Source organism: Candidatus Nitrospira neuquenensis (assembly GCF_979578155.1).
The window spans coordinates 103,307-127,329 of the sequence record NZ_CEFZDU010000004.1 but is presented as its reverse complement, the minus strand read 5'-3'; the positions used below and the strand labels follow the sequence as shown (position 1 = coordinate 127,329).

Genomic DNA, 24,023 nt, shown 5'->3' with positions numbered 1-24,023 from the left:
ATTTTGCTCAATACAACATCACTCAAAAGAAGGGAGCGGCCATGACCGACCAGGAGATCCTCGCACAGGTCCGCGCTCTCCTCGCGGAGCCGGACGCCAATCTCAGGACGGTGCTCCAGAAACACATGCTGGAGACGGTCCTCAAGCTCGGCGACAGTCCCCTCGACAACCTCGACATCAAGATCCTCGCGCGGACCCTCAAGGAGCTCCGCTACGCGCTCAAGATCTTCGCCCCCTACCGCCACCGGCCGAAGGTCAGCATCTTCGGCTCCGCCCGGACGCGGCCCGACGACCCCAACTATCACCTGGCGGTCCGGTTCTCGCGCCTGCTGGCCGAGCGCGGCTACATGGTCATCACGGGGGGCGCCGACGGGATCATGCGGGCCTGCCACGAGGGCGCGGGGCGCGAGAACAGCTTCGGGGTCAACATCCTGCTGCCCTTCGAGCAGGGCGCGAACGACGTGATCGCCGACGATTCCAAGCTCGTCACGTTCAAGTACTTCTTCACGCGCAAGCTCATGTTCGTCAAGGAGTGCCGCGCGGCCGCGATGTTCCCCGGCGGCTTCGGGACGCACGACGAGGGCTTCGAGGTGCTCACCCTCGCGCAGACCGGCAAGGCGGCGCCGCAACCCTACGTCTGCTTGCAGGCGCCGGGTTGCGACTACTGGGACCACTGGCTGGAGTTCCTGCACGACCAGCTCCTCTCCCGCGGGCTGATCAACGAGGAGGACCTGAGCCTGTTCAAGATCGTGGATTCCGCCGAGGCGGGGGTCGAGGAGATCGAAACCTTCTACCGCAACTACCATTCCTTGCGTTTCGTGCACCGGCACCTCGCCATCCGGCTGCGGCACCCCCTGCCGGAGGAGGCGCTCGACCGGATCAACCAGGAATTCGCCGACCTCCTGGCGGAGGGCCGGTTCGAGCAGGGCGGACCGCTCCCCGGCGAGCACGACGAGCCGGAGACCCACGACCTGCCGCGGCTGATCTTCCACTACAACCGCAAGAGCGCCGGCCGGCTGCGCCAGCTCATCGACTGCCTCAACCGGGTCCCGGAGCCGGCCCAGGCGGCCGTCGCGCGCTGACGGCCGTCCGCGGCCCCGCCGGCGGGGTTGGGTCCTGCGCCCAATCATGGTATCCTGACCCCGCCCTATGAGCCTTTCCTCCCCCCAACCGGACCGTGCGCCCGACGTCGTCCTCTACCATGCGGACTGCGCGGACGGCTTCGGCGCCGCCTGGGCCATCTGGCGGCGGTTTCCCGAGGCCCGCTTCATCGCCGTCCGGCATGGCTTCCCACCGCCCGAGGGTCTCGACGGCCGACGCATCGTGATCGTGGATTTCACCTATCCGCGCGACACCCTCGAGGCCCTGGCGGCCCGGGCGGCCGACCTGCTGGTCCTGGACCACCACATCACCGCACAGCAGGCCCTGGCGGGCCTGCCCTTCGCGCGCTTCGAGGAGAAGAAATCCGGCGCGGTCATGGCCTGGGAATGGGCCCACCGCGAGCCGGCGCCCTGGCTCCTGCGGTACATCCAGGACAAGGACCTCTGGGAGTGGGCGCTGCCGGACAGCCGCGAGGTCAGCGCGGCGCTGGCCTCCTTCCCCTACGACTTCGGCGTGTGGAGCGGCCTGACGCTCGACCGCCTGGTCGTCGACGGCCGGGCGATCCTCCGGTACGAGCGCGAGCTGGTCGGCAAGATCGCCGCGTCGGCGATCCTGGTCTCCTTCCACGGCGCGACCGTCCCGGCCGTGCAGAGCTCGGTCCTCACGAGCCAGATCGGCGAGGTCCTGTCGCCCGGCCGTCCCTTCTGCCTCATCTGGCACGACCGCGACGGCCGGCGCTATTTCAGCATGCGCTCCCCGGCCGACGGCGCCGACGTGGGCGCCATCGCCGCGGCCTACGGCGGCGGCGGCCACACCCACGCGGCGGGCTTCTCCGTCCCCCTGCCCGACGCCGACCTGCCGCTCCGCGACCCGCTCGCCCCCGTCCGCGTGCGCCCGTGATCCCCCTGCACGACGACAACCCGACCTCGATCACGCCCGTCGTGACGATCGCGACGATCGCGGCCTGCGTCCTCGTGTTCCTCTACGAAGCCTCCCTCCCGGCCGAGGCGGGGGAGCTGTTCGTCTACCGCTACGGGGCGATCCCGGCTCTCTTCCTGGGCGGGGCGGAGCCGCCGCCGGAGTTGGCGGGCGCCTCGCCCTACGCCGGCCTGCTCACGAGCATGTTCCTGCACGGCGGCTGGATGCACCTGATCGGCAACATGCTGTACCTCTGGATCTTCGGCAACAACGTCGAGGATGTGATGGGGCACGCGCGGTTCGTGCTGTTCTACCTCCTCTGCGGCCTCCTCGCCGCCCTGAGCCACGGGCTGATCGATCCTTCGTCCACCGTGCCGATGGTCGGGGCGAGCGGCGCGATCTCCGGCGTGCTGGGCGCCTACCTGCTGCTGTTTCCCCACGCCCGCGTGCTGGTGCTCCTGCCGCTGGGGTTCTTCTCGCGAGTCATGTACGTGCCGGCCGGGTTCGTGCTGGGCCTGTGGTTCCTCATGCAGCTCCTGAGCGGGGGCATGACGCTCGGCCGGGGAGGCGGGGGCGTCGCGTTCTGGGCCCACATCGGCGGGTTCGTGGCCGGGATGGCGCTGATCGGGGTCTTCAAGCGCTCGGAGGTGCGGTTTTTCGCCCCGCGGCGTTCCCGGCGGTGGGAGTCCGAGTGGTGAGGACTCGGGCGCTCGCCGTGCTTCCCCCGCGTTTGACAGGGCGGGAAGCCATTTGTTAGGCTCCCGCGCGATCACCCTGGCCGCCCCCGAGCCATCGAGCCCCACGTGGATATCGCCACATACCTGGATGAGAAGCGCGAGGAGGTGGACCGCTTCCTCGAGGCGGTCATCCCCGACGCCAAGACGCCGCCGACGACCCTGCACGAGGCGATGCGGTACAGCCTCTTCGCCGGGGGCAAGCGCGTGCGCCCGATCCTCGCGATCGCGGCGGCCGACGCCGTCGGGGTCTCCCCGCCGGCCGTGCTGCCCGTCGCCGCCTCGCTGGAGCTGGTGCACACCTACTCGTTGATCCACGACGACCTGCCGGCCATGGACAACGACGACTACCGGCGGGGCAAGCTCACGAACCACAAGGTGTACGGCGAGGCCCTGGCGATCCTCGCGGGGGACGCGCTGCTGACGCTCGCGTTCGACCTCTGCAGCCGCGCCGACCTCGTGGACGGCCTCGACCCCGCCCGGCAGGTGCGGATCATCCACGAGCTGGCCGTCGGCTCGGGGAATCTCGGGATGGTCGGCGGGCAGGTCTTCGACATCCAGGCGGAGAACCGCGACATTGACCTGGCGACGCTGCAGACGATCCACCGGCATAAGACCGGCATGTTGATCCGTGCGGCGGTGCGGATGGGCGCGCTGGCGGCCGGCGCCACGGACGAGCAGCTCGAGCGGCTGACGGCCTACGCGGAAGACGTGGGGCTCGCCTTCCAGATCGCCGACGACGTGCTGAACGTCACGGGCACGCGCGAGGAGCTGGGGAAGAACGCGAACACCGACGCGCAGCGGGGCAAGAAGACCTATCCGACCTTCTACGGCGTGGAGGGCGCCCGGTCCCTCGCGGGGGAGTGCACCGCGCGGGCCATCGGCCACCTGGCCGCCTTCGGCCCCGCCGCCGACCCCCTGCGCGCGCTGGCCCGCTACATCACGTCGCGGCGCAACTGACCGTTGCTCGTCGAACGAATCTCGTGACGCGCAGGCTCGTGCTCCCCCGCCCTTCGGTCCCATCCTCGCGCCTCACGTGTCACGTTTCGCGCTTCACGGCATGAAGGCCCTCGTCACCGGAGCCACGGGGTTCGTCGGCGCGGCGGTCGCGCGCGCGCTCGCGGCGGCGGGCGTCGAGGTCCGCGTGCTCGCGCGCCCGGAGAGCGACCCGCGGAACCTCGAGGGGCTCGCCGTCGAGCGGGTTGCCGGCGACCTGCGGGATCCCGCCTCCCTCCGCAGGGCCCTGGCCGGCTGCCGCCACCTCTACCATGTCGCCGCCCACTACGCGCTCTGGGCGAGGGACCCCGCCGTCTTCTACGACGTCAACGTCGCGGGCACGCGCGCGCTGCTGGACGCGGCGGGCGAGGCGGGCGTCGAGCGCATCGTCTACACGAGCACGATCGGGGCGATCGGGCTCCCGCCCGGCGGCGGGCCGGGCACGGAGGAGACGCCCGTCTCGCTCGACCAGATGGCGGGCCACTACAAGCGGTCCAAGTACCTCGCGGAGCAGGAAGTCCGGAAGCGGGCGCAGGCGGGGCTGCCGGTCGTCATCGTCAACCCCAGCGCGCCGGTGGGCGAGCGCGACATCAAGCCGACGCCCACCGGCCGGATGATCGTGGACTTCATGAAGGGCCGCATGTGGGCCTACATCGAGACGGGCATGAACCTGATCGACGTGGACGACGTGGCGATCGGCCACCTGCGGGCGATGGAGCGGGGCCGGGTCGGCGAGCGCTACATCCTGGGCAACCGGAACCTCTCGCTCCGCGAGATCTTCGAGATCCTGAGCCGCCTCACGGGCGTGCCGGCGCCGCGCGTCAAGCTCCCCTGGCAGGCGATCCTCCCCCTCGCCCACTTGAACCGGTGGCTCGCGGACTACGTGACGCACCGCCCGCCGCGCATCCCGCTGGAGGGCGTCCGCATGGCCAAGTACCGGATGCACTACGACTGCCGCAAGGCGCTCCGCGAGCTGGACCTGCCCCAGACGCCGGTGGAGGTCGCCCTGGAGAAGGCCGTGCGCTGGTTCCGGGACCACGGGTACGCGTGACACATCGTTTTGCGTGTTGAGTGATGCGCGTGGCGGTGCGTGTTCGTCACGGCACACTCACCATTCAACGCTCGCAACGCGGTCGCGCATGGACGTCCTCGAGCTGCTGATCAAGACGCTCCTCCTGCGTCCCTACGTATTCCTCTTCCTGGCCGCCTTTCTCTTCGCGGCCCGGCGGCTGATCGGCTGGCGCCGGACCGGCATTTTCTTCGCGATCGGCTGGGTGACGGCCTTCGCCTGCGAGTTCTCCTCCACGAGGACGGGCCTCCCCTTCGGCTGGTACGTCTACACGGGCTCCACGGTCGGGCAGGAGCTGTACCTGTCGAACGTGCCGTTCATGGACTCGTTGTCCTTCACCTTTCTCCTCTACGCGAGCTACTGCCTGGCCCTCCTCTTTCTGCTGCCGAGTCGCCCCGCCGGGGCGGCGGGCGGCGGGCCGCTCGCCGGCCGGCTGGCCCTGGCCTACGATCCGGCCGTCCGCACCTCCCGGCCGGTCCTCGGGCTGACCGTCCTGTTCTTCGTCTTCATCGACGTCGTGATCGACCCGGTCGCCCTCCGCGGGGACCGCTGGTTCCTCGGCCGCATCTATTACTATCCCGACCCCGGCCTCTACTACGGCGTGACCCTGGCCAACTTCGCCGGCTGGGCGGTCGTCGGCCTGATCGCGCTGGGCGCCTATTTCGCGGTGGACCGCCGGCTGGGACCGCTGCCGACCGCGGAGGGCCGGTCCGTGACGGGAAGCCTGCTCCTGGGCTGCGGGCTCTACTACGGCGTCCTGATCTTCAACCTCGCGGTCACCTTCTGGATCGGCGAGGCGCTGCTCGGCCTGACGGGCCTCTTGATCTACCTGCCCATCACGGCCCTGCTCGCGCTGCGGCTGGCGGGCCGACTCCCAGCGACGTCGGCCGGATGACGGCCTCCCCCGGGACGCCGGGACCGGGCCTGGCGGGAGAGCGTAGAACCCTGTATACTGCCGAGCGTCCCCCGACGGAGGGCCATCCATGACCGGACATTCCCGCATCCGGCTCGCGGTCCTGCTCGGCTTGGCCGCAGCGGCCGGCCTGCTCGGCTGGTTCGGCTACCAGGGTTTCATGGCCGGCTTCAGCGCCAAGGCGGAGCCGTCGGCCCTGGAAGTCGCGATGGCGCGGTACGCGCGCCACCTGGCGATTCCCTACGCACGGCGGAACGCCGCCAACCCGATCCCGGCCGGCCCCGAGGTCCTGGCGGAGGGGCTCAGGCACTTCGCCGACCACTGCGCGACCTGCCACGCCAACGACGGGAGCGGCGACACGACGATCGGCAAGAACGTCTATCCCAAGGCACCGGACCTGCGGAAGGCCGAGACGCAGTCCTTGAGCGACGGCGAGCTGTTCTTCATCATCCACAACGGCATCCGCTTCACCGGCATGCCGGCCTGGGGCAAGGGGGAGCCGGAGAAGGACCTGGACAGTTGGAAGCTCGTGCACTTCATCCGCCACCTCCCCAAGCTCACGCCGGAGGAGCTGGAGGAGATGAAGCGCTACAACCCCAAGACGCCGCAGGAGCTGGCGCAGGAGCAGGAGTTCGAGCGGTTCCTGCAGGGCGAGGACGTGGGCACGCCCCCGCCGGCTCATCAGCATTGAACGACCATCTAACGGAAAGGAACCGACGATGCGCCTGGCCCTCGTGAGCCTGCTGACCCTACTGCTGTCCTCCACCGCCCTCCGGGCCCACGAGGGGAGCACCCATGTCCTCGGCACCGTGACCGCGGTCGAGGCCGGCCATCTGGTCGTCCAGACGCCGGACCACAAGACCGTCACGATCAAGACCACCGCCCAGACCAAGTACCGGACGACCAAGGAGGCCAGCAGCCGCGAGGCCCTGCAGGTGGGCCATCGCGTGGTCGCGGAGGTCACCCAGGACGCGACGGGCGTGACCGCCAGCGAGGTCCGGTTCTCCGCCGTGCCCCCGAAGCCCGGCGCCAAGTGATGCGGGGCCTGCTGATCCGCTTCGCCGTGACCGCCGCGGCCGTGCTGGTGGCCACGCAAGTCGTGGACGGTCTCGCGTTCGAGAGCGCCGCGGCGGGCCTGGCCGCCGTGGTCGTCCTCTCGCTGCTGAACGCGATCGTCCGCCCCCTGCTCTACCTCGTGAGCCTGCCCTTCATCCTGCTCACGCTCGGGCTGTTCATGGTGGTCATCAACGCCCTGCTGCTGCAGCTCACGGCCCTGCTGGTGAAGGGCTTCCTCGTCGCGGGGTTCTGGCCCGCCGTCTGGGGCGCCCTGATCATCAGCCTGGTGAGCACGGTCCTGAACCTCTGGGTGTCGGAGGACGGCCGCGTCGAGATCGTGGTGCGGCGGCCCCGTCCGCCGAAAATCCTGGATTGAAGTCCCCCCGCCCCGCTGTTAGAATGCGCGCGCCGTTGACCCGAGGAGAGCAACCCGTGGCGTCCAACGCCGAGCGCGCCCGCGCGAACAAACAGACCACGCTCCAGCGGACCCTGACGACCGCTCTGAACGAGCTGGGCGTCGAGTCGGCGCTCGTCGCGATCTTCGACCGCGAGGGCCAGCCGCCGGTGTCCCAGGGCTGCCGCGGCTTCTCCGCGCGCGAGACCCAGGCCATCCTGCGCGCGCTGGCCGTCCTCGACCCGACGGCGCCGCGCGAGTCGGGGGACGGCGAGGGCGGCCGCTGCGTCCGCCTGCGCATCCTCACGCCCGGCTCCAAGTCCCTGCTGGCGCTGCCGCTCACGCACCGGCAGCGCACCTACGGCTTCCTCGTCATCGGCCGCAAGGAGAGCGCGAGCTTCTCGAAGAAGGAAAAGGGCCTGATCGAGAGCGCGGGGGATGAGATCACCGCCGCGCTGGAGCGGGCCTCGCTGTTCGACGGGAGCGTGATCCTGGCCCGGCCCTACGTCGCGACCGAACCGGTCCCGGCCCCCGCCGCCGCGCCGGCCGAGCCGCCGCTCGCCGCGCCCGCGTCCTACGCCACGCCGGAGGTGCAGGAGCGGGTCGTCGCCCTGCTCAAGGAGTCCGCCCAGACCCTGCCCTTCGACCGGGCCTGGGTGGCCTCCTACGATCCGCTGGTCGGCTCCGTCGAGGTGCTCGGCATCGCGGGCGAGATCAAGGGCGATCCCAAGAGGGACCTCAAGGCTGGCCAGCGCCTGGCGCTCGACGCCTCGGCCTCCGGCTGGGCCGTCCGCCACCGCAAGACCCGCGTGGACCACGACCTCGCCTCCACCCAGGGCCGTTTCATCGACCACAAGCACCTCTACCGCGACCGGTTCCAGTCCGCCCTGGTCGTCCCCTTCTTCGTCCGGGGCCAGGTCGGCGGGACGATCACCCTGGCCTCCAAGAGCCCGATGCAGTACGCGCTGCCGGACGCCCGGGTGCTGGAACCCCTGATGGTCAAGCTGGTCGAGCTCCTGCAGGAGCCGCCGGCCCCCGGCCCCAGGACGGAGCCGGCCGGACCGGGCGAGCCCCAGGCCCCGCCGCAGCCGGCCCCTTCGTCCGAGCCGCTCATCCGCAAGCAGGAGCGGCAGGCGGCGCTCGGCGAGTTCAGCGCCTTCCTGGCGACGGAGGTGCGCGAGCCGCTCGCGTCCATCCGCGCGCAGCTCGAGGAGGTCACGGGCGAGGGCTCCCTCGACTTCGACTCGCAGACCCGCGTCGAGAACGCGATGCGGGACCTCATCCGCGTCGAGGCCCTGCTCAACGAGGTCCTCGACTTCGCCAAGCCGCTGGAGCTGAACCGGCGCCTCTGCCGCATCCCCGACGTCATCGAGAACGCCCTGACGGTCGTGGCGACCGAGCTGGACATGAACCGAATCCGGGTGACGAAGGACTACGCCGCCAACCTGCACCAGATCCGGTGCGACGAGGCCAAGCTGCAGCAGGTGTTCCTCAGCGTGTTCAAGAACGCGCTGGAGGCCATGACCCCCGGCGGACACCTGGCGATCGAGGTCGGCCAGCACAAGGCGGGGCGCGGCTCCGAGGCCCAGATTCTGATCAAGAACGACGGCGCTCCCATTCCGACCGAGCACATGGGCAAGGTGTTCGAGCCCTTCTTCACGACCAAGCGGGCCGGCACCGGCCTGGGCCTGGCGACGGTCAAGAAGATCGTCGAGGAGCACGGGGGGCAGATTTCCATCGCCAGCGGACCGGGCCAGGGCACCGCGGTCATCATCCGGCTGCCGGCGGCCGCTGCCCGTCCCGCGCCGCACCGCCGCCGGGGAGGCCGGGGCCGCCGCCCGCCGAGGGGCCGCCAGGCTTAGCCGGAGGCGGGCGTCTCAGGCTTGACAGGGGGGACGGGGGTCGCTAAGATACCGCCACTTTTTTCCCTTTCCCGTCGAGGATCAGTCACCGGTATCCTACTTTCACCTCATCTCACAAGGAGCGTGCCTTATGAGAACTCTCATCGGAAGCGTGGCAGGACTGTTGGGCGTTTTCTTCCTCGTGTCCGTGGCCTCCGCCAACCCGGCCCTGCTCCCCAAGCACCCCGGGTATCCGGCCAAGGAGGCGACCTCGCCGGTGACGGGGCAGCCGCTGGCCAATGACCCCGGCCAGACCAACCTGGGCGGGGACGGCGCGCTGGTGCAGTCCGTCGAGGCGACCGACAACCATGTCCAGCAGGCGCTGCAGGACGCGAACAACAACCGGATCGTCGAGAAACAGGGCGCGGGCCGGCTGCCGAACGTGCAGGGCCCCCAGATCAAGATCGAGCCGCCCGTGAAGGAAGCGACCCGGATGCCGAAGTAAGCCGGCCGACGTACCGGCCGCAGACACCGAGGGGGCGGCTGCCGCGCGGCAGCCGCCCCCTCGCCGTTTCTCCCGCCTGACCCGTCGACCCTTACCGGCCGTCCAGCCCCGTGACCCGAAACCGCCAGGGCTTGGCCGCCCATTCACCCGCGTAGTCCACGCCGACCCGCGGATGGGCGCCGATCCGCCCGCGCGGGAAGCGGTCGCCGCGGTCCTCGATCCAGAGGCCGCGCCCGACGGTCAGGTCGGCTCGGTTCAGCGAGCGGTCGATCTGGAAGGTGCGGCAGAGCCGGCCCGGCCCGTCCACGAGAGCGGCCCGAGGGCGGTTCCCTCCCCGGTCGCGCCTTCCGACCGCCGCTCCATCGAGCTCCACCGCGCGGACCAGGACGGCCGCCGGATAGCCCTCGCGCTCCGTCACCACGTTGAAGCAGTGGTACATGCCGTAGATGAGATAGATGTATGCGAGCCCCGCCGGGCCGAACATCACATCGGTCCTGGCGGTCCGGCCGCGGGAGGCGTGGGAGGCCCGGTCCTCCGGCCCGACATAGGCCTCCACCTCGACGATCCGTCCCTCGATCCGCCGCCCCCCGACCTCCCGCACCAGCCACATGCCGAGCAGGTCCTTGGCCACCGTGAGGGTGGGGCGGGCATAGAAGCTCTGGGAGAGAATCCCCGGGGTCATGGTCGGCCTAAAAATACCATGCGAGCCCACCCATGACCATCCGCGGCGTGCCCGGGACGAAATGGACATCCACGACACCCGCCGGCTCGTTCCGGAGGCGGGACTCGAAGGCGAAGGCGGCCTGCTCCCACTTGGTGTTGAGCAGGTTCTGGACGAACAGAAACGCCTCCAGTTGCCCCAGGGACAGTTTCATGGGCAGACGATACCGTTCGATCAGGTCGAACTCCAGCCAAGAAGGGGCCTTGAGGCTCCGGTCCTCGGTGAGCGGCCTGACCCCCAGGTAGGTGCCCTGCAGTTGGGAGGCCAACCCTTCGGGCCATCGGAGCAGCAGGGCGCCGAAGGCCGTCCATTCCGGCGCCAGAGGAAGGGCCGCCCCCGTCTCCCTGAACGCGGCATGGGTCCAGGTCACGCTCCCGTTGAAGTAGAGTGGGCCGATCACCGCCCCCCGCGCCGCGAGCTCGGCCCCATATCGCCGGGTCGGCCCACGCGCCTCCGTCGTCCCCTCGTCCCCCACGAAGACGAGCTCCGAGGTCAGGTCCAACCCCCAGAGCGTGGCCACGAGCTCAAGCCGATCCGCGCCCCAAGGTTTCGATCGGAGGCCGACCTCCGCGCCCGTCGCGCGGGCCAGCGGCAACGCCGTCCCGGCGACGGCCCCGCGGGCGTCGTTGCTGTGAAATCCCGTCCCGTAGTTCACGAAGACTTCCGTGCCGCCCCAGGGCCCCAGGATCAGGTTCGCCTTCGTGCTGACCAGGCCCGCGTCCGTCCGGCCGGCCGGTTGCAGGCTGCAGGTGGGGCAGGTGTTCCGCACGGCGAAGGTGAAGAAATCCCCCCGGACCCCGCCCGCCAGACGGACCCAGGAGAGGGGCTGGACTTCGACCTTCAGGAAGGGGGAGTAGGAGGCCTCGTTGACGGCGCTTTGAACCGTGGTCCCCGTCCGTTGCCTGGCGGTCTGGGTGCCGAGTCCCAACAGGGGAATGTCGTCCACGCGCACCTGGACCCCGGTCGTTGCGGTCGCGGGAGCGCCGAAGAGGCTCCCCGCCTGGCGCCAGCCGAGGTTTCCGCCGTACACCCATCGGCGATCCTGCTGCACAATCCCGTCGCCCGCCACGGGATCGTTCAGGAAGAACGTAAAGTTGGAGAAGAGGTCGAGCGAATACGACATCCCGTAGGCATCGGCGAAGAACGTGCCGCCCTCCGGGGTATCGTAATGGTAGGCCAGCCGACCGGTCGCCCGCTCGGTCCTCCCGCCCTCGGACGGATCGATGGACCCAAACCGCGTGATCTGGCCGGATTGGACCGCACGCACGGGGACCTCGCCGGAGCCGTTCCAGCGGGAGCGGTTGTAGGTGCCCGTCAGACTGAGCTCGGAGCGGGGGGTCGGGTTCATCGTCGCCTTCCCGAGCAGATTGCCCCGCACGTAGCGGTTGTCGTTCACGAAGGGGCCGTTGGTGTAGTAGAGCTCCCCGGCGAAGAGCGTCCGGAGCCGGCCTTTCGTCGGGGAGAGCATCAGCAGATATCGCTGGGTGTCGAACTGCCCCCCCGCTCCCTGCACCACCCCTTCCTCGACGACATCGCGCGTGACGAAACGCACGGCGCCGGCGGTGTCGAAGTCGCCGAATTCCGCGTGGTACGTCCCCTTGTACGCCTCGACGCCCTTGATCGTTTCCGGGATGATGAAATTGAGGTCCGTATAGCCTTGGCCGTGCCCGTGACTGCGCAGGTTGATGGGGAGGTTGTCGGTAAAGAAGGCGACGTCCGTGCCGTGATCGGCGTCGAATCCGCGCAAGAAATACTGGTCGGCCTTGCCGGCCCCGCCCGAATGCTCCACGGTGATGAACCCGGGGATCAAGCGCAGGACTTGAGCCGGCCGTCCCTGCGGCTGCAGGAGAATCTCCTTGTCCGGGATGAATTGTTGCGAGGAGGCGGCGACCGGCCGCTCGCCTTGGATCGCCACTTCCGGAACGGTCACGTCGGGGGATTCCGGCTCGTGGGCCACGGCCGAAGCCGGATACAACAGAAGGACCCCCAACCACAGCCGTCCGCCGCTCCAGCAACTTGCTCCCTTCGATGTCATGGGCGCCCTCTTCGGCCCCTACGGTCATGTGGGCGCCAGATTCGCCCACGAACGTCGTCCTGGGCCGGCTTGCCGGCCGTTCAGACCTTCGTGGTCCGGGGAAATTGCGCGCGGAGGCGCTCAGGTGGGACGCGGCGTTCGGAGCACAGCTTCAGTTCGTCTGAGAGCCTGGGCGATCACCGCCTCAAGCGTGGGCGTGGCGGCCCCGACGATCTCGATGCCGAGGCCGTTGACGGGGAGGAGCAGCTTCCTGGCCGGCGCGAGCAGAACCGCCCGCGCCAAGTCCGACGTGACTGCGCCCTGCCAGGCCCCGAGAAGGATGAGGCTCACCGAGGCCAGGATCAGGTCCACCTCCCGGACCGCTCGGACGATGGCCGGTCGGCCGACGACAACCTGGGCCGCACCCGCCCGGGCCATGGCTTCGGCCGCCGCCTCGGTGATCCCCATGGCGAGTAACTCGTGCCGGCCCTCGGTCAGACCCCGGAGCCCCTCGACGAGCCGACGCCCCAGCCCGCCCCCCCGTCCGTCGATCACGCAGACGCGCATCCTCAGGTCAACGCTCGCCCGGTGGTCGTCATCGTCAGCTTGCCGTGCTTGACGCCCTTGACGCTGACCAGGGCGTCCGACACCCTGCGAATCTCGCTCCCCCGTCCCCTGAGCACCAGGACCTCCAGGCAATGGTCGTGATCCAGGTGGACGTGCATGCCGGAGAGGATGAGCTTCTGGTGCCGGTGTTGGAGGTCGGTCAGCTTGCGGGTCAGGTCCCGGACATGGTGGTCGTAGACGAAGGTGATCGTGCCGACCGTCTCCCGATTCTCGTCCCACTCCTGGCCGACGAGGTTGTCCCGGATCAGATCCCGCAACGCCTCGGACCGGGTGGCGTACCGTTTGCGGGCAATATGGCGATCGAACGCCTCCAGCAAGTGGTGATCCAGCGACACGCCGAACCGCACCAGTTTCTTCACGCCATCCCCCGATCGTGTTACAAAAATATAAAACGTGGCACGCACTATACCAACGCGGGCGGCGACTGTAAAGCGCAAAGACGCGCGAGGTGCGGCGGGGGGCCGGGCAGGATGCCGCGGGGGCGCGCCCTCAGGCGGGACGGCTCATCGGCCTTCGACCGGAAGGTACACGACGGCGCCCTGGCGGTTCAGCAGCAGGAGGACGTCGTCCCCCGGCTTGATCGGCGCGACGACCCGCTGATAGGCCTCCAGGGTCGGCACGGGCTGGCGGTTCACCTCCAAGACGAGGTCGCCGGGCGCCAGCCCCGCCTCCTCGGCCGGGCTGCCTTCCTCCACCTCGGTCACGACGACGCCCTCGCCCTCGCCCACGCCGTACTGACGGGCCAGGAGGGGCGTCACCTCGTCGACCAGGAGCCCGGTGAGGGGATGGCGGGCCAGGACCCCGGGACCGGCCGGCGCCGGCCGGCGCGCCCGCTCCCGCGGCGCCTCCTGGACGACCAGCTCGAGCGACAACGGCTTGCCGTCGCGGAGCAGCTCCAGCCGATGCCGGCTGCCGATCGGCGCCCCGCCGATCAGGTTACGGAGGCGGCCGCCGCCCACGATCTCCTGCCCGTCGTACCGCACGACGACGTCCCCGCGGCGGAGCCCCGCCTGCTCGGCCGACCCGCCGGGCAGGAGGTCGGTGACGATGGCGCCCCTGGCGTGGGGCATCTTGAAGAACTTCCGCAGGGCCGGCGTCATGTCCTGGGTCGAGGCGCCGAGGAACCCCCGGACCACCCGGCCGGTCTTGAGGAGGCTCTGCATGACGGCCCTGGCCATGTTGCTCGGGATGGCGAAGCCGACGCCGACGTTGCCACCGGTCGGACTCGCGATGGCCGTGTTGATCCCCACCAGCTCGCCCCGGACGTTGACCAGCGCCCCGCCGGAATTCCCCGGGTTGATCGGCGCGTCGGTCTGGATGAAGTCCTCCACGTCGGCCACCCCCACGTCCGCGCGGCCGACCGCGCTCACGATGCCGAAGGTGACCGTCTGGTTGAGGCCGAGCGGATTGCCGACGGCCAGGACGAAGTCGCCGACCGCGAGGCGGCTGGAGTCGCCCCAGGGAACGGTCGGCAACCCGCGCGCATCCAGCTTGACGACCGCCACGTCGGTCTTGGGGTCCGTGGCGACCACACGCCCCTTGAACTGGCGACGATCGGCGAGGAGCACCTCGACGTCGGCCGCGTCGGACACCACGTGGTTGTTGGTGATGATGTAGCCGTCCGAGGAGACGATGACCCCGGACCCCTGGCCGTACTGCCGGCGCGGAGGCTCGGGGAACAGCCCGAAGGGCAGCCCTTCGTCGGTCAGGGCCAGGTCCCGGAGGACGACGGTGGAGGAGATATTCACGACCGCGGGACTCACCCGGGCGGCGGTGCTCCGGACGAGGGCTTGCAGGTCGGCCGCCGCCGGCACCGCGTCGGCCGGGAGGCCGACGGCCCCCAACAGAGTCGCGACTAGGGACAGGAGCCCGGAACGGAACACCACCGCACCAGCCATCGGCTCCTCCTTCAGGTCCATCCTCGCAGGTCTACCCTCGCCCAGGCGCCGGAACAGGGACCGCGGCGTCTCGAGGCACACTCCTCGCTTTTCCCCTGCGAGGAAACCGCCAACATGTGGGGGGCTATTTTACCCAACACTTGGCTCGGATTGTCACACCCCCTGACCTGGGCTAGGGTGGCCCCATTACTGCAGGGGTCCGGCCCGGTTGTCCCCATCATGGCCGGCAGGAGGTTGTCCCCTTCCCGTTGCTTAAGTTCCCGAAATCCCTGGAGGCCAGCCGATCAATGGGAACCGGCCACCGGGTGTCGGGACGAACCTCGGCCACGACAGCCGGCTCCGGTCCATCTGGTTAGCATGAATCGCTCTCTCCATGTGGCAGCGGTGTGGATCCTAGCCGGCCTGGTGTTCGCCGGGCTGGGCGGCTGCGGTTCCGCCGAGATGCGGCGGGGCGACCGGTTCGCCGCAGAGGGGAACTGGGACGCCGCGGTGGCGGCCTACCGCCAGGCCCTTCGCAAATCGCCCTTCGACGAGGGGCTGCAGAAGCGGCTGACCGAGGCCAAGGCGCACGCCGCCGAGCAGCATTATAGCCGTGGCCGACAGCTCCTGAAGGACAACCTCGTCCACGAGGCGCTCAAGGAGTTCCAGCAGGCGGCGGGGCTCGATCCCGCCATGGGCGAACACCACGAAGCGGTCGGAGACGCCATGCGGCTGAAGGAGGCCCGGGACCACCTGCAGGCGGCGGACAAGCTGCGCAGCCTGGGCCACTACGACGAGGCCCTCGAAACCTACGAGCGGGCCGTCCACCTGGATCCCACCCTCACCCCGGCCTTGGAGGCCATCAGCGCCCTCACCGAGCAGCAGCGCGACGAGAAGCTCCTGGGCGGGAGCGGCCAACCGATCACGCTCCGCTTCCAGAACTCCCGCCTGAAAGAGGTGTTCGAGATCCTCTCGCGCGCCGGCGGCGTCAACCTCGTGCTCGACAAGGACGTCCGGGACGATCCCGTCACGATCTTCCTCAAGGACACGCCCTTCGAGGAGGCGCTGCAGCTCCTGCTGACGACCAACAACCTCTTCTCCAAGCAGATCGCCCCGGACACGCTGCTCATCGCGCCCAACAATCGGCAAAAGCAGGACCAGTACCAGGACCTGATGATCCGCACGTTCTACCTGTCGAACGTGAAGGCCAAGGACATGCTGACCCTCCTGCGGACCATGCTGGAAACCAAACGCATCTCGATCAACGAGCCGGTGAACGCGATCGTGATGCGCGACCGCCCGGAGAAGCTCCAGATGGCCGAGCGGATCATCCTGGCCAACGACCGTCGGGACCCCGAGGTCCTGCTGGACGTGGAGGTCCTCGAGGTGAACCGGAGCAAGCTCCTGCAGTGGGGCATCACTTACGGCAAGCAGGCGACGGGAACCCTGCTCTCCGGCAATGAGGCGTCGGGCTCCTTCACGTTGACCCAGCTCAAGCACCTGGCCGCCCTGGGCACCAACAGCTGGATCTTCACGATCCCCAACTCCGTGACCCTCGACCTCCTGAAGACCGAGGCCGAGGCGAAGACCTTGGCCTCCCCGAAGCTTCGCGTGCTGAACAACAAGAAGGCGGAGATCAACATCGGCGACAAGCAGCCGATCCTGCTGTCCACCTCGAACGTGCTGCCCGGCACCGCGGTCACGGGCGCCACCCCCACGACCTCCACCGTCACGTCGATCGAGTTCAAGGACGTGGGCGTGAAGCTCAAGGTGGAGCCCACGATTCACCTGACCAACGAAGTGACGCTCAACGTCAAGATCGAGGTGACGCGGGTGGGCGAACAGGTGGAACTCCAGGCCAGCCCCAGGATCGCCCAGTTCAAGTTCGGCACGCGCACGGCGGAAACCATCCTCAACGTCAAGGACGACGAGTCCGTCGTCCTGGCCGGGCTGATCCAGGACGAGGACCGCAAGCAGCGTTCGACGGTCCCCATCCTGGGAGACATCCCGTTCCTGGGCGACCTGCTCTCCTCGTGGAAGAACGAGACCACCACGACGGAGGTGATCCTGACGATCACCCCCCACATCATCCGCAGCCTGACCATGCCGGACATCACGACCCAGGCCTTCTGGTCGGGCACGGAGGGCAATTACACGACCGAACCCCTGTTCTCGCCCCTGGCCCGGAAGACGAGCACCAAGTCGCGGGCCCGCCCGGCCGACCTGCCCGCCGGCCCCGCGCCGCCGGGACCTCAGGGCGGGGGAAGCCTCGGGGCCGCCCCGCCTCTCTCCGGCTCGACCGACGCGGCGGGGACGGCCCCGGCGCTCGAGGCGGGCCCGCTGGAGTCCGGCGAGGGGGGGAGCGATCAGGTCGCCGGCGGCGCGACCCGTCTGGCGCTGCGTCCCGGCGAGATCTCCGCGCCGGCCGGACAGGAGGTCCAGATCGAACTGTCGGTGGACAACCTCGCCGCCTTGACCGATTCGGCCCTGACGCTGTTGTACAACCCCAATCTGCTCCTGTTCCGAGGCGCCAAGGAGGGCGAGCTGCTGACGCGGGGAGGGGCCCGGGGATCGGTCAGCGCCGCCGGCAATCCGGCAGGAGGAATCGTCACGCTCCGCCTGCAACGCCAGGGTGAGCCGGTAAGCGGCCAGGGCATCCTGGCCACTCTGCAATTCCAGGCCAAGGCGGCCGGGATCGGTGTGCTCGAAATCCAGGACGCGTCCATCACCGGACCCGACGCGAAGCCGATGCCGATCCGGGCCGGACGGGCCGTGGTCCGGGTGCGCTGATGCCGACGAGGGGGACGACGCCTGTCGCGTCCATCCCGACCGCCCAGGCCGGGGTGACGATCTTGGAGATGCTGATCACGCTCTCCCTGCTCTTCATCCTGGCCGCGGTGTCCATGCCCGTGGCCAAGATGGCGACCAAACGGAGCCAGGAGCTGGAGCTGCGGCAGAAGCTGCGGGAGATGCGGCTCGCCATCGACCAGTTCCGCCAGGACTGGGCCCGGGACGGCGACACCCTGCTCGGCGCGATGTGCAAGGACAACAAGCTGAGCTGCAAACAGAACACTGGGCTCACCGGCTATCCCAAGAAGCTCACGACGTTGCTGGGGATCGAGCTGACGAGCGAGGAGGCGGCCGTCAAGGAGAAGAAGGCGAGCGCCATTCCGATCAAGCGGTACCTCCGCCGCCTCCCCATCGATCCGATGACGGGCAGGGCCGAATGGGGGCTCCGGTGCTACGCGGACCCTCCGGACACGGACAAGTGGTGCGAGGAGGACGTCTACGACGTGTACTCGATGAGCCCGGACCTGGCGATCGACAACACCCGGTATCGCGACTGGTGAACGACCATGCGCACGATCGCCGCGGAGCGCGGCTTCTCGATGATCGAGATGCTGGTGGTGCTCTCCGTCGCCGGCATCCTGCTGACCCTCGCCCAGCCCTCGTGGAGCGGGGCGATCCTCAAGGCCAAGGAGGCGGCCCTCAAGCAGAATCTGTTCACGCTCCGCGACGCGATCGATCAGTACAAGGCCGACCGGGGCTCCTATCCCTCGACGCTGGCGGACCTGGTGTCCGCGGGATACCTGCGGCGGATCCCGCTGGACCCCCTCACCAAATCCGACACAACCTGGCAGGAGATGCGCGATGATCAATCCGGCGGCATTGTGGACGTGCGCAGCGGGTCCGACCTGGTGGCGCGCAACGGCACCCCCTACAACCAATGGTGACGCCCCATCCGGCGGCGCCCGACGCCTGACCGGCCTGGCGCTCGGGCTGGGCGTGGCGCTCCTCGCGACCGGTTGCGCCGGCGGCGGGTTGACGAGCACACCCTCGGAGATCGAGATCGCCCGACAGCGCCTGAATACCATGCTGCGCGAAGTCCGTGCCCAGGAAGCCGCCATACGCGAGGAGATGGCGAAAACGCGGATCGCCGCCGCCAAACAGGAAGCGGACCTCAAGACACTGAGGGCCCAGATCGCGGAGCTTCGGCAGGCGCTGGAATCGAGGCAGGCCGAACTCAAGGCCGTGCGGACGGAACGGGATCGCCTGCAGCAGGTCAAGGTCGAGCACGACGCGCAACTCGCCGAGCTCGGCCGGCTCCGGCTGACCGCGACGGAGGCCGCGGCGGCCCAGGCCAGGGTCCGCGACCTCGAGGCCGCCTTGGCGACCCGCACCGCCGAGATGGAGCAGCTCCGCAAGGAGCTGGGGGTGCGCCAGGCCCGCACCCCGGGGAAGTCAACCCAGGCCGCCAAGGCCAAGAAGCCGACGCCGGAGCCGGCGCCGCCCGCCGCCGTTCCTAAAGCCCCGCCCAAGACGGCCACCCTGCCGCCGTCCCCACCGGCCGAGGTCGCGAGCGCCCCCGTCGAGCCTCCCCTCCAGATCGCCAATGTCCAGTCCGTCCGAACGGGGGTCGCCCGCGTGACGGTGCAGGCGGGCGACACCCTCTGGGGCCTCGCGCACCAGCACGGCCTGTCGGTCGACGCCCTGAAGCAGGCGAACGGCCTCGCCGGCGACGTGATCGTCCCGGGGCAGGAGCTGCTCATTCCGGCCGCCCCTGCGGATCGGTAACCGCCGCGGCGACGGGGCACCGTCCGAATCACTCGATGGCGCGCTTCCATTACAGGGCCGCGAGAGCAGACGGGAGGGTGGTCGAAGCCTGGGCGGAGGCGGACGACGAGCGGACGGTTCGCGCCAGGCTCGAAGGAGAAGGGTGGCTGCTGCTCAGCCTCGGCGGCCATCGGGGCGGGGGCGGCGGCCTGACCCTCGGTCGGTCTCCCGGCCTGCCGTGGAAACGGCGCCGCCTCTCCCTGCGGGAGTTCCTGGTCTTCAACCAAGAGTTCCTCGCTCTCGTCAAGGCCGGCCTGCCCATCCTGAAGACCTGCGAGCTGCTCGCCGAGCGAGCCGGCTCGCCCGACTTCCGCGCCGCGCTCCAGGGTCTCCGGACCGCGATCCGGGGCGGCGCCTCCATCTCCGAGGCGATGGCCCAGCATCCCAGTTACTTTCCGGAGGTCTACCGGGCCTCTCTCCACGCCGGCGAGCAGACCGGCAACCTCGTCGACGTGCTCCAGCGCTACATCGGCTACCTGAAGCTCCTCATCAGCGTCCGTGAGAAAGTCACGAAGGCCCTGTCGTACCCGGCCTTCCTGGTGGTCGTGGGGGTCGGCGTCGTGGGATTCCTCATGGCCTACGTCATGCCCACGTTCGCGGAGATCTACCAGCAGGGCCAGAGTGCGCTGCCGCTGCCGACCCAGTTGCTGCTGAGCACCGTGTCCGCGGTCCAGGAGGCCTTGCCGGCCCTGATGCTCGGCACCGGCGCCTTGGTGGTCCTGGTCAACCGATGGATCAAGACGGCGGTCGGCCGGGCTTGGGCGGACCGCTTCACGCTCCGCCTGCCGATCCTCGGGGACATCCTGCTCAAGAATCAGATCATCCGGCTGGCCCGGACGCTGGGCACCATGCTGGCGGGCGGCATCCCGCTGCTCTCGGCCCTCCAAATCACGCGCGGCGCCCTGACCAACACCGTCCTGGCGGACGCGCTCGGCCGGGCCATCGACCGGCTCCGCGACGGGGCGAGCCTCGCGGATGCGCTGCGGAGCGAGCGGTTCCTTCCGCCCCTGTCCCTGGAGATGCTGGAGGTGGGCGAGACGACCGGATCGCTCGAAACCATGCTGCAGGACATCGCCGAATTCCACGAGGGCGAAATGGACCTGCGCTTGAGCCAGATCACCACCTGGATCGAGCCCGTGCTGCTGCTGGTCATGGGCATCCTGGTGGGCGGGGTCGTGATCATCATGTATCTGCCCGTCTTCGAGCTGGCGGGCACCGTGTAGGAGGATTCCGTGCCCGCACCCGTGCAACTGACCCCGCTCGATGAGATCCTCGTCCAGCGCGGCCTGTTGACACCCGCGGAGGCCCAGGCCTGCGCGCGGCGGGCGCGCGAGCGCGGCCGGCCGCTCCGGAGCCTCCTGTGGGAGGAAGGTCTCGTCCCCGACCTCCCGCTCGCGGAGGCCCTGGCCGAGCAATACGGCCTGCCGTTCACCACGCTGAGCGACTACGCCTTCGAACCGGAACGCGTCCCCGGCGTCACCGTGGACGCGATGCGCCGCTACCTCTTCCTGCCCCTCAGCGAGCAGGACGGTCTCCTCACGATCGCGGTCGCCGACCCCCAGGACCTCCGCACCCTCGACGAGATCGAGCGCCTCCTGCACCGTCCCGTGCGCCTTGCCGTCGCGCCGCGGGCCGCCCTCCAGGCGGCCCTGGCCCAGGACGAGGGCGCGCGGCACGTCCTCACGCAGATTCAGGCCGAGTTCCGGCCCATCCTCGTCCGCGAGGACGAGCACGGTGACGAGGTCCTGTCCGTCGACAAGATCGCCAAGGACCAGAGCCCCGTCGTCAAGCTGGTGGACACGATCATCCTGCGGGCTCTGCAGCAGCGCGCGAGCGACATCCATCTGGAGGCGACCGAGCGGGCGGTCATCGTCAAGTACCGCATCGACGGCGTCCTCTATGCCGCGATGGACCCCCTGGACGCGAAGTTCCACGCACCGTTGATCTCCCGCCTCAAGGTCATGTCCGAGCTCGACATCGCGGAGCGGCGCATCCCCCAGGACGGGCGTTTCAAGCTGCGCCTCGAGGCGCGCACGGTGGACTTCCGCGTGTCCATTCTCCCCAGCGCCGCCGGGGAGTCGGTCGTGATCCGGATCCTGGACAAGGAGTACATCGCCGCCGGCGTGCAGGGCCTGCGCCTCGACCGGCTCGGCTACAACGCCGAGGACCTCCGCCGGTTCCGCCGGGCCATCACCGAGCCCTACGGCATGGTTCTGGTCACCGGCCCGACCGGCAGCGGCAAGACGACCACGCTCTACGCGGCCATCAACGAGCTCAACTCCCAGGAGGAGAAGATCATCACCATCGAAGACCCCGTCGAGTACCAGTTGCCGGGCATCGTGCAGATTCCGGTGAACGAGAAGAAGGGGCTCACGTTCGCCCGGGGGCTGCGCTCCATCCTCCGGCACGACCCGGACAAGATCATGGTCGGCGAGATCCGGGACGCGGAAACGGCCCAGATCGCCATCCAGTCCGCCCTCACCGGCCACCTGGTGTTCACGACGGTCCACGCCAACAACACCTTCGACGTGATCGGACGGTTCGTGAACATGGGGATCGAGCCCTACAATTTCGTCGCGGCCCTCAACTGCATCCTGGCCCAACGGCTGGTCCGCGGCATCTGCCAGGGCTGCAAGACCGTCGCACCGCAGGATCGCGCGCAGGTCGAGGAGGCCGGGTTGGACTGGGAGCTGATCAAGGAGGTCCCGCTCTACTACGGGAGGGGATGCCCCGCCTGCAACGGGCTCGGCTACCGCGGCCGCCGCGCCATCACGGAGTTCCTCGACCTGAGCGACCGGATCAAGGAAATGATCCTGGAGCGCCGCCCCTCCTCGGAGATCAGGAAGGCGGCCCTCGCCGAGGGCATGACGACGCTGCGCCAGGCGGCCGTGGAGAAGGTGCTCAACGGCGAAACCACCCTCCGCGAGATCAACCGGGTCACCTTCGTGGAGGCCGCTTGATGTTCTTCCCCGTCCACCGTCCCCGCGTCGGGCTGTCGTTCGGGCTCCGGCAAGCGACGCTCGTGCGGGTTCCTCCGTTCCGGCCACGGCTGCTGTGGCGGCGGACGCCCTTCGCCGCCGGCCGCCGGGACCGGACCGCGTCCCTGCGCGAAGGACTGCTCCGTCTGTCGGACAGCAGGCCGAACGTGGCCGCTCCCCGCGAGATGGCGGACCTGCTCAAGGGCCTGCGGGGCGGCACGACGGGGATGCTGCCGATCGCCCTGAGCCTGCCCGATCCCTGCGCGCGGGTCGCGTTGCTGGAGTTTGAAACCCTGCCGGCCAAGCGCCCCGACCTCGACACCCTCCTCCGCTGGAGGCTCCAGCAGGAATACCACCTGTCCCCCGGTCCCCTGAGGCTCCTCCACCGGGTCTTCCGCCGGCCGGATGGGATCGGCCCCGCCGGCAAACCCTTCCTGGTGCTGGTGGCGGCCGTCCGGGAGGACATCGTCGCGCAATACATCGAGGTCTGTGTCGAGGCCGGCCTCTACCCCGTCCGGGTCGGCCTGGCGAGCCTGCAGGTCTTCGACCTGCACCACCAGCGGTTGCAGCGGGCTCTGCGATCCCGGGCCCCGAGTGATGGGGCCCGGCGGGAGTGGTTCTATGTCTATCGGGCGGATTGGGGTTTCGCCCTCATCGCCTTCACCGGCCCCGTGCCGCAGCTCGTCCGGCTCAAGGCTTGGCTGACCGCCGCGGAGGAGCCCACGGCCGGCGCGCCCCTGCTCCCGGTCGACGAGGAGACGCTGTTCGCCGAGGAGGTCCTGGCCACCCTGCAGGCCTACCTGGACACGTCGCTGCGCGAGCCGGAGGCCGGCCCCCGCCACCTCTTCCTGGCGGGCGACGCGGCGGCAGGCTTCCCGGCCGGTCGCGAGACCGGGTGGCGGCCCCGGGTGGAAGGCCAGGGGGTGGTCGTGACCCGGCTGGACGACCTGGAGCAGGTCCCGGCCACGCTGCCCGACGGCTCGTCGCAGGAGCCGCCCACGGCGACCCGGCTGGCCGCCCTGGCCGGGGTCTGGGAGGCCTGATGCTGCCACACCTTTCGCTGTCCTTCACGACGCCGGGCTGGAGCCTCCTGCGCACGATCCAGCTCGGCCTGTGGCTGCTCGTCCTCGGGGCCGCAGCCTTCTCGTTCTGGGCCTGGACGGACAGCCTGGCCCTGCAGGACGAGGCGCTCCGGCACGAGCAGGCCGCCGAGCGGCTCAGGGCGGACACGAAGACCTTCCTGGCCCGGGCGAGGGAGGCGGGGTTCGCGCTCACGGAGGAACGGGCGAAGACCCTGCCGCGGGAGGTGGCCTTCGCGAACCAGTTGCTGGAGAAGCGCGCGTTCTCGTGGACGCGCTTCCTCAGCGATCTGGAGAGCACGGTGCCGTCCCGGACCTCCATCGCCTCGGTGTCGCTCAGTTTCAGCGGGACGACGATCACCGTGGCGGGGACCGCCCTCACGCTCAAGGACGTGACCGCCTTCGTGGAGGAGCTCGAACGGCATCCGGTCTTCGAGAAGGTGGTGCTGTCGGAGCATCACACGGCCGAGCTGCGGCCGAAGGACTCCAAGGGCCGCCCGGAGTCCTCCGCACCGGGCACGCCCGTCGTGACGTTCACCCTGACGGTGACGTACAACCCGACGTCGTAGTCGCAGAGGTCGTATGC

At 69.6% G+C, this 24,023-nt stretch carries 24 protein-coding genes and 1 pseudogene; 20 read left to right on the top strand and 5 right to left on the bottom strand.

The window, feature by feature from the left end:
- Positions 1-41 precede the first annotated feature (41 nt).
- The 11 genes from AC1U7O_RS02500 (at position 42) to AC1U7O_RS02450 (ending at position 9,527) form a co-directional block, all read left to right on the top strand.
- Complete coding sequence (locus AC1U7O_RS02500) at positions 42-1,082, top strand: LOG family protein (RefSeq protein ID WP_479892988.1); 1,041 nt, start codon at positions 42-44, stop codon at positions 1,080-1,082.
- 67 nt (positions 1,083-1,149) lie between these two features.
- Complete coding sequence (locus tag AC1U7O_RS02495; protein WP_479892987.1) at positions 1,150-2,001, top strand: phosphoesterase; 852 nt, start codon at positions 1,150-1,152, stop codon at positions 1,999-2,001.
- Entirely contained in the window at positions 1,998-2,717 is a 720-nt protein-coding gene (locus tag AC1U7O_RS02490) for a rhomboid family intramembrane serine protease (protein WP_479892986.1), read from the top strand. Before AC1U7O_RS02495 ends, AC1U7O_RS02490 begins: the two co-directional genes overlap by 4 nt.
- A 105-nt stretch (positions 2,718-2,822) precedes the next feature.
- On the top strand, positions 2,823-3,713 hold the full coding sequence (locus tag AC1U7O_RS02485; RefSeq protein WP_479892985.1) for a polyprenyl synthetase family protein: 891 nt from the start codon (positions 2,823-2,825) through the stop codon (positions 3,711-3,713).
- A 100-nt stretch (positions 3,714-3,813) separates the two neighbouring features.
- Positions 3,814-4,800: a hopanoid-associated sugar epimerase gene (gene hpnA, locus AC1U7O_RS02480; RefSeq protein WP_479892984.1), complete on the top strand. Its 987-nt coding sequence runs from the start codon at positions 3,814-3,816 to the stop codon at positions 4,798-4,800.
- 88 nt (positions 4,801-4,888) lie between these two features.
- Positions 4,889-5,713 carry a carotenoid biosynthesis protein gene (locus AC1U7O_RS02475; protein WP_479892983.1) on the top strand — a complete coding sequence of 275 codons (825 nt, stop codon included), beginning with the start codon at positions 4,889-4,891 and terminating at the stop codon, positions 5,711-5,713.
- An 88-nt stretch (positions 5,714-5,801) separates the two neighbouring features.
- Positions 5,802-6,422: a c-type cytochrome gene (locus AC1U7O_RS02470; protein ID WP_479892982.1), complete on the top strand. Its 621-nt coding sequence runs from the start codon at positions 5,802-5,804 to the stop codon at positions 6,420-6,422.
- A gap of 28 nt (positions 6,423-6,450) precedes the next feature.
- On the top strand, positions 6,451-6,768 hold the full coding sequence (locus AC1U7O_RS02465; protein WP_479892981.1) for a DUF5666 domain-containing protein: 318 nt from the start codon (positions 6,451-6,453) through the stop codon (positions 6,766-6,768).
- A complete protein-coding gene (locus AC1U7O_RS02460; protein WP_479892980.1) occupies positions 6,768-7,163 on the top strand; it encodes a phage holin family protein in 396 nt (131 codons plus the stop codon). Before AC1U7O_RS02465 ends, AC1U7O_RS02460 begins: the two co-directional genes overlap by 1 nt.
- Before the next feature lie 56 nt (positions 7,164-7,219).
- Positions 7,220-9,043: an ATP-binding protein gene (locus tag AC1U7O_RS02455; protein ID WP_479892979.1), complete on the top strand. Its 1,824-nt coding sequence runs from the start codon at positions 7,220-7,222 to the stop codon at positions 9,041-9,043.
- 130 nt (positions 9,044-9,173) lie between these two features.
- Positions 9,174-9,527, top strand: coding sequence for a hypothetical protein (locus AC1U7O_RS02450; RefSeq protein WP_479892978.1), 354 nt, complete (start codon positions 9,174-9,176; stop codon positions 9,525-9,527).
- A gap of 91 nt (positions 9,528-9,618) precedes the next feature.
- On the opposite strand, the gene AC1U7O_RS02445 is transcribed toward AC1U7O_RS02450, so the two are convergent.
- The 5 genes from AC1U7O_RS02445 to AC1U7O_RS02425 all read right to left on the bottom strand — a co-directional run bounded on the left by AC1U7O_RS02445 (position 9,619) and on the right by AC1U7O_RS02425 (position 14,787).
- Positions 9,619-10,209, bottom strand: a complete 591-nt coding sequence (locus AC1U7O_RS02445) for a DNA-3-methyladenine glycosylase (RefSeq protein WP_479892977.1) — start codon at positions 10,207-10,209, stop codon at positions 9,619-9,621.
- A gap of 7 nt (positions 10,210-10,216) precedes the next feature.
- Entirely contained in the window at positions 10,217-12,283 is a 2,067-nt protein-coding gene (locus AC1U7O_RS02440; protein WP_479892976.1) for a TonB-dependent receptor, read from the bottom strand.
- Positions 12,284-12,403: 120 nt separating this feature from the next.
- Entirely contained in the window at positions 12,404-12,817 is a 414-nt protein-coding gene (locus tag AC1U7O_RS02435; RefSeq protein ID WP_479892975.1) for a DUF3842 family protein, read from the bottom strand.
- A gap of 14 nt (positions 12,818-12,831) precedes the next feature.
- Positions 12,832-13,248, bottom strand: coding sequence for a nickel-responsive transcriptional regulator NikR (gene nikR, locus AC1U7O_RS02430; RefSeq protein ID WP_479892974.1), 417 nt, complete (start codon positions 13,246-13,248; stop codon positions 12,832-12,834).
- A gap of 144 nt (positions 13,249-13,392) precedes the next feature.
- The gene (locus AC1U7O_RS02425) at positions 13,393-14,787 is read right to left on the bottom strand and encodes a trypsin-like peptidase domain-containing protein (protein ID WP_479892973.1); all 1,395 of its coding nucleotides are present in this window, start codon (positions 14,785-14,787) and stop codon (positions 13,393-13,395) included.
- Between the two features lie 384 nt (positions 14,788-15,171).
- Between AC1U7O_RS02425 and AC1U7O_RS02420 the strand changes: the two genes are divergently transcribed.
- From AC1U7O_RS02420 to AC1U7O_RS02380, 9 genes and pseudogenes are all read left to right on the top strand, one after another.
- Positions 15,172-17,556 (top strand): secretin N-terminal domain-containing protein, encoded by a 2,385-nt coding sequence (locus tag AC1U7O_RS02420; RefSeq protein WP_479892972.1) that lies wholly within the window; start codon positions 15,172-15,174, stop codon positions 17,554-17,556.
- Positions 17,556-18,116: a type II secretion system protein gene (locus AC1U7O_RS02415; protein WP_479892971.1), complete on the top strand. Its 561-nt coding sequence runs from the start codon at positions 17,556-17,558 to the stop codon at positions 18,114-18,116. The genes AC1U7O_RS02420 and AC1U7O_RS02415 overlap by 1 nt, the downstream gene beginning before the upstream one ends.
- Positions 18,117-18,122: 6 nt before the next feature.
- A complete protein-coding gene (locus tag AC1U7O_RS02410) occupies positions 18,123-18,500 on the top strand; it encodes a competence type IV pilus major pilin ComGC (RefSeq protein ID WP_479892970.1) in 378 nt (125 codons plus the stop codon).
- Between the two features lie 52 nt (positions 18,501-18,552).
- Entirely contained in the window at positions 18,553-19,341 is a 789-nt protein-coding gene (locus tag AC1U7O_RS02405; protein WP_479892969.1) for a LysM peptidoglycan-binding domain-containing protein, read from the top strand.
- 77 nt (positions 19,342-19,418) lie between these two features.
- Entirely contained in the window at positions 19,419-20,603 is a 1,185-nt protein-coding gene (locus AC1U7O_RS02400; protein ID WP_479892968.1) for a type II secretion system F family protein, read from the top strand.
- A gap of 9 nt (positions 20,604-20,612) precedes the next feature.
- Positions 20,613-21,044, top strand: a pseudogene (locus AC1U7O_RS02395) (GspE/PulE/PilB domain-containing protein); the annotation flags it as partial.
- Entirely contained in the window at positions 21,030-22,340 is a 1,311-nt protein-coding gene (locus AC1U7O_RS02390; protein ID WP_479893001.1) for a GspE/PulE family protein, read from the top strand. The pseudogene AC1U7O_RS02395 and the gene AC1U7O_RS02390, both read left to right, overlap by 15 nt.
- On the top strand, positions 22,340-23,401 hold the full coding sequence (locus tag AC1U7O_RS02385) for a type IV pilus biogenesis protein PilM (protein ID WP_479892967.1): 1,062 nt from the start codon (positions 22,340-22,342) through the stop codon (positions 23,399-23,401). Before AC1U7O_RS02390 ends, AC1U7O_RS02385 begins: the two co-directional genes overlap by 1 nt.
- Positions 23,401-24,006, top strand: coding sequence for a PilN domain-containing protein (locus tag AC1U7O_RS02380; protein ID WP_479892966.1), 606 nt, complete (start codon positions 23,401-23,403; stop codon positions 24,004-24,006). The genes AC1U7O_RS02385 and AC1U7O_RS02380 overlap by 1 nt, the downstream gene beginning before the upstream one ends.
- Positions 24,007-24,023: the final 17 nt, after the last annotated feature.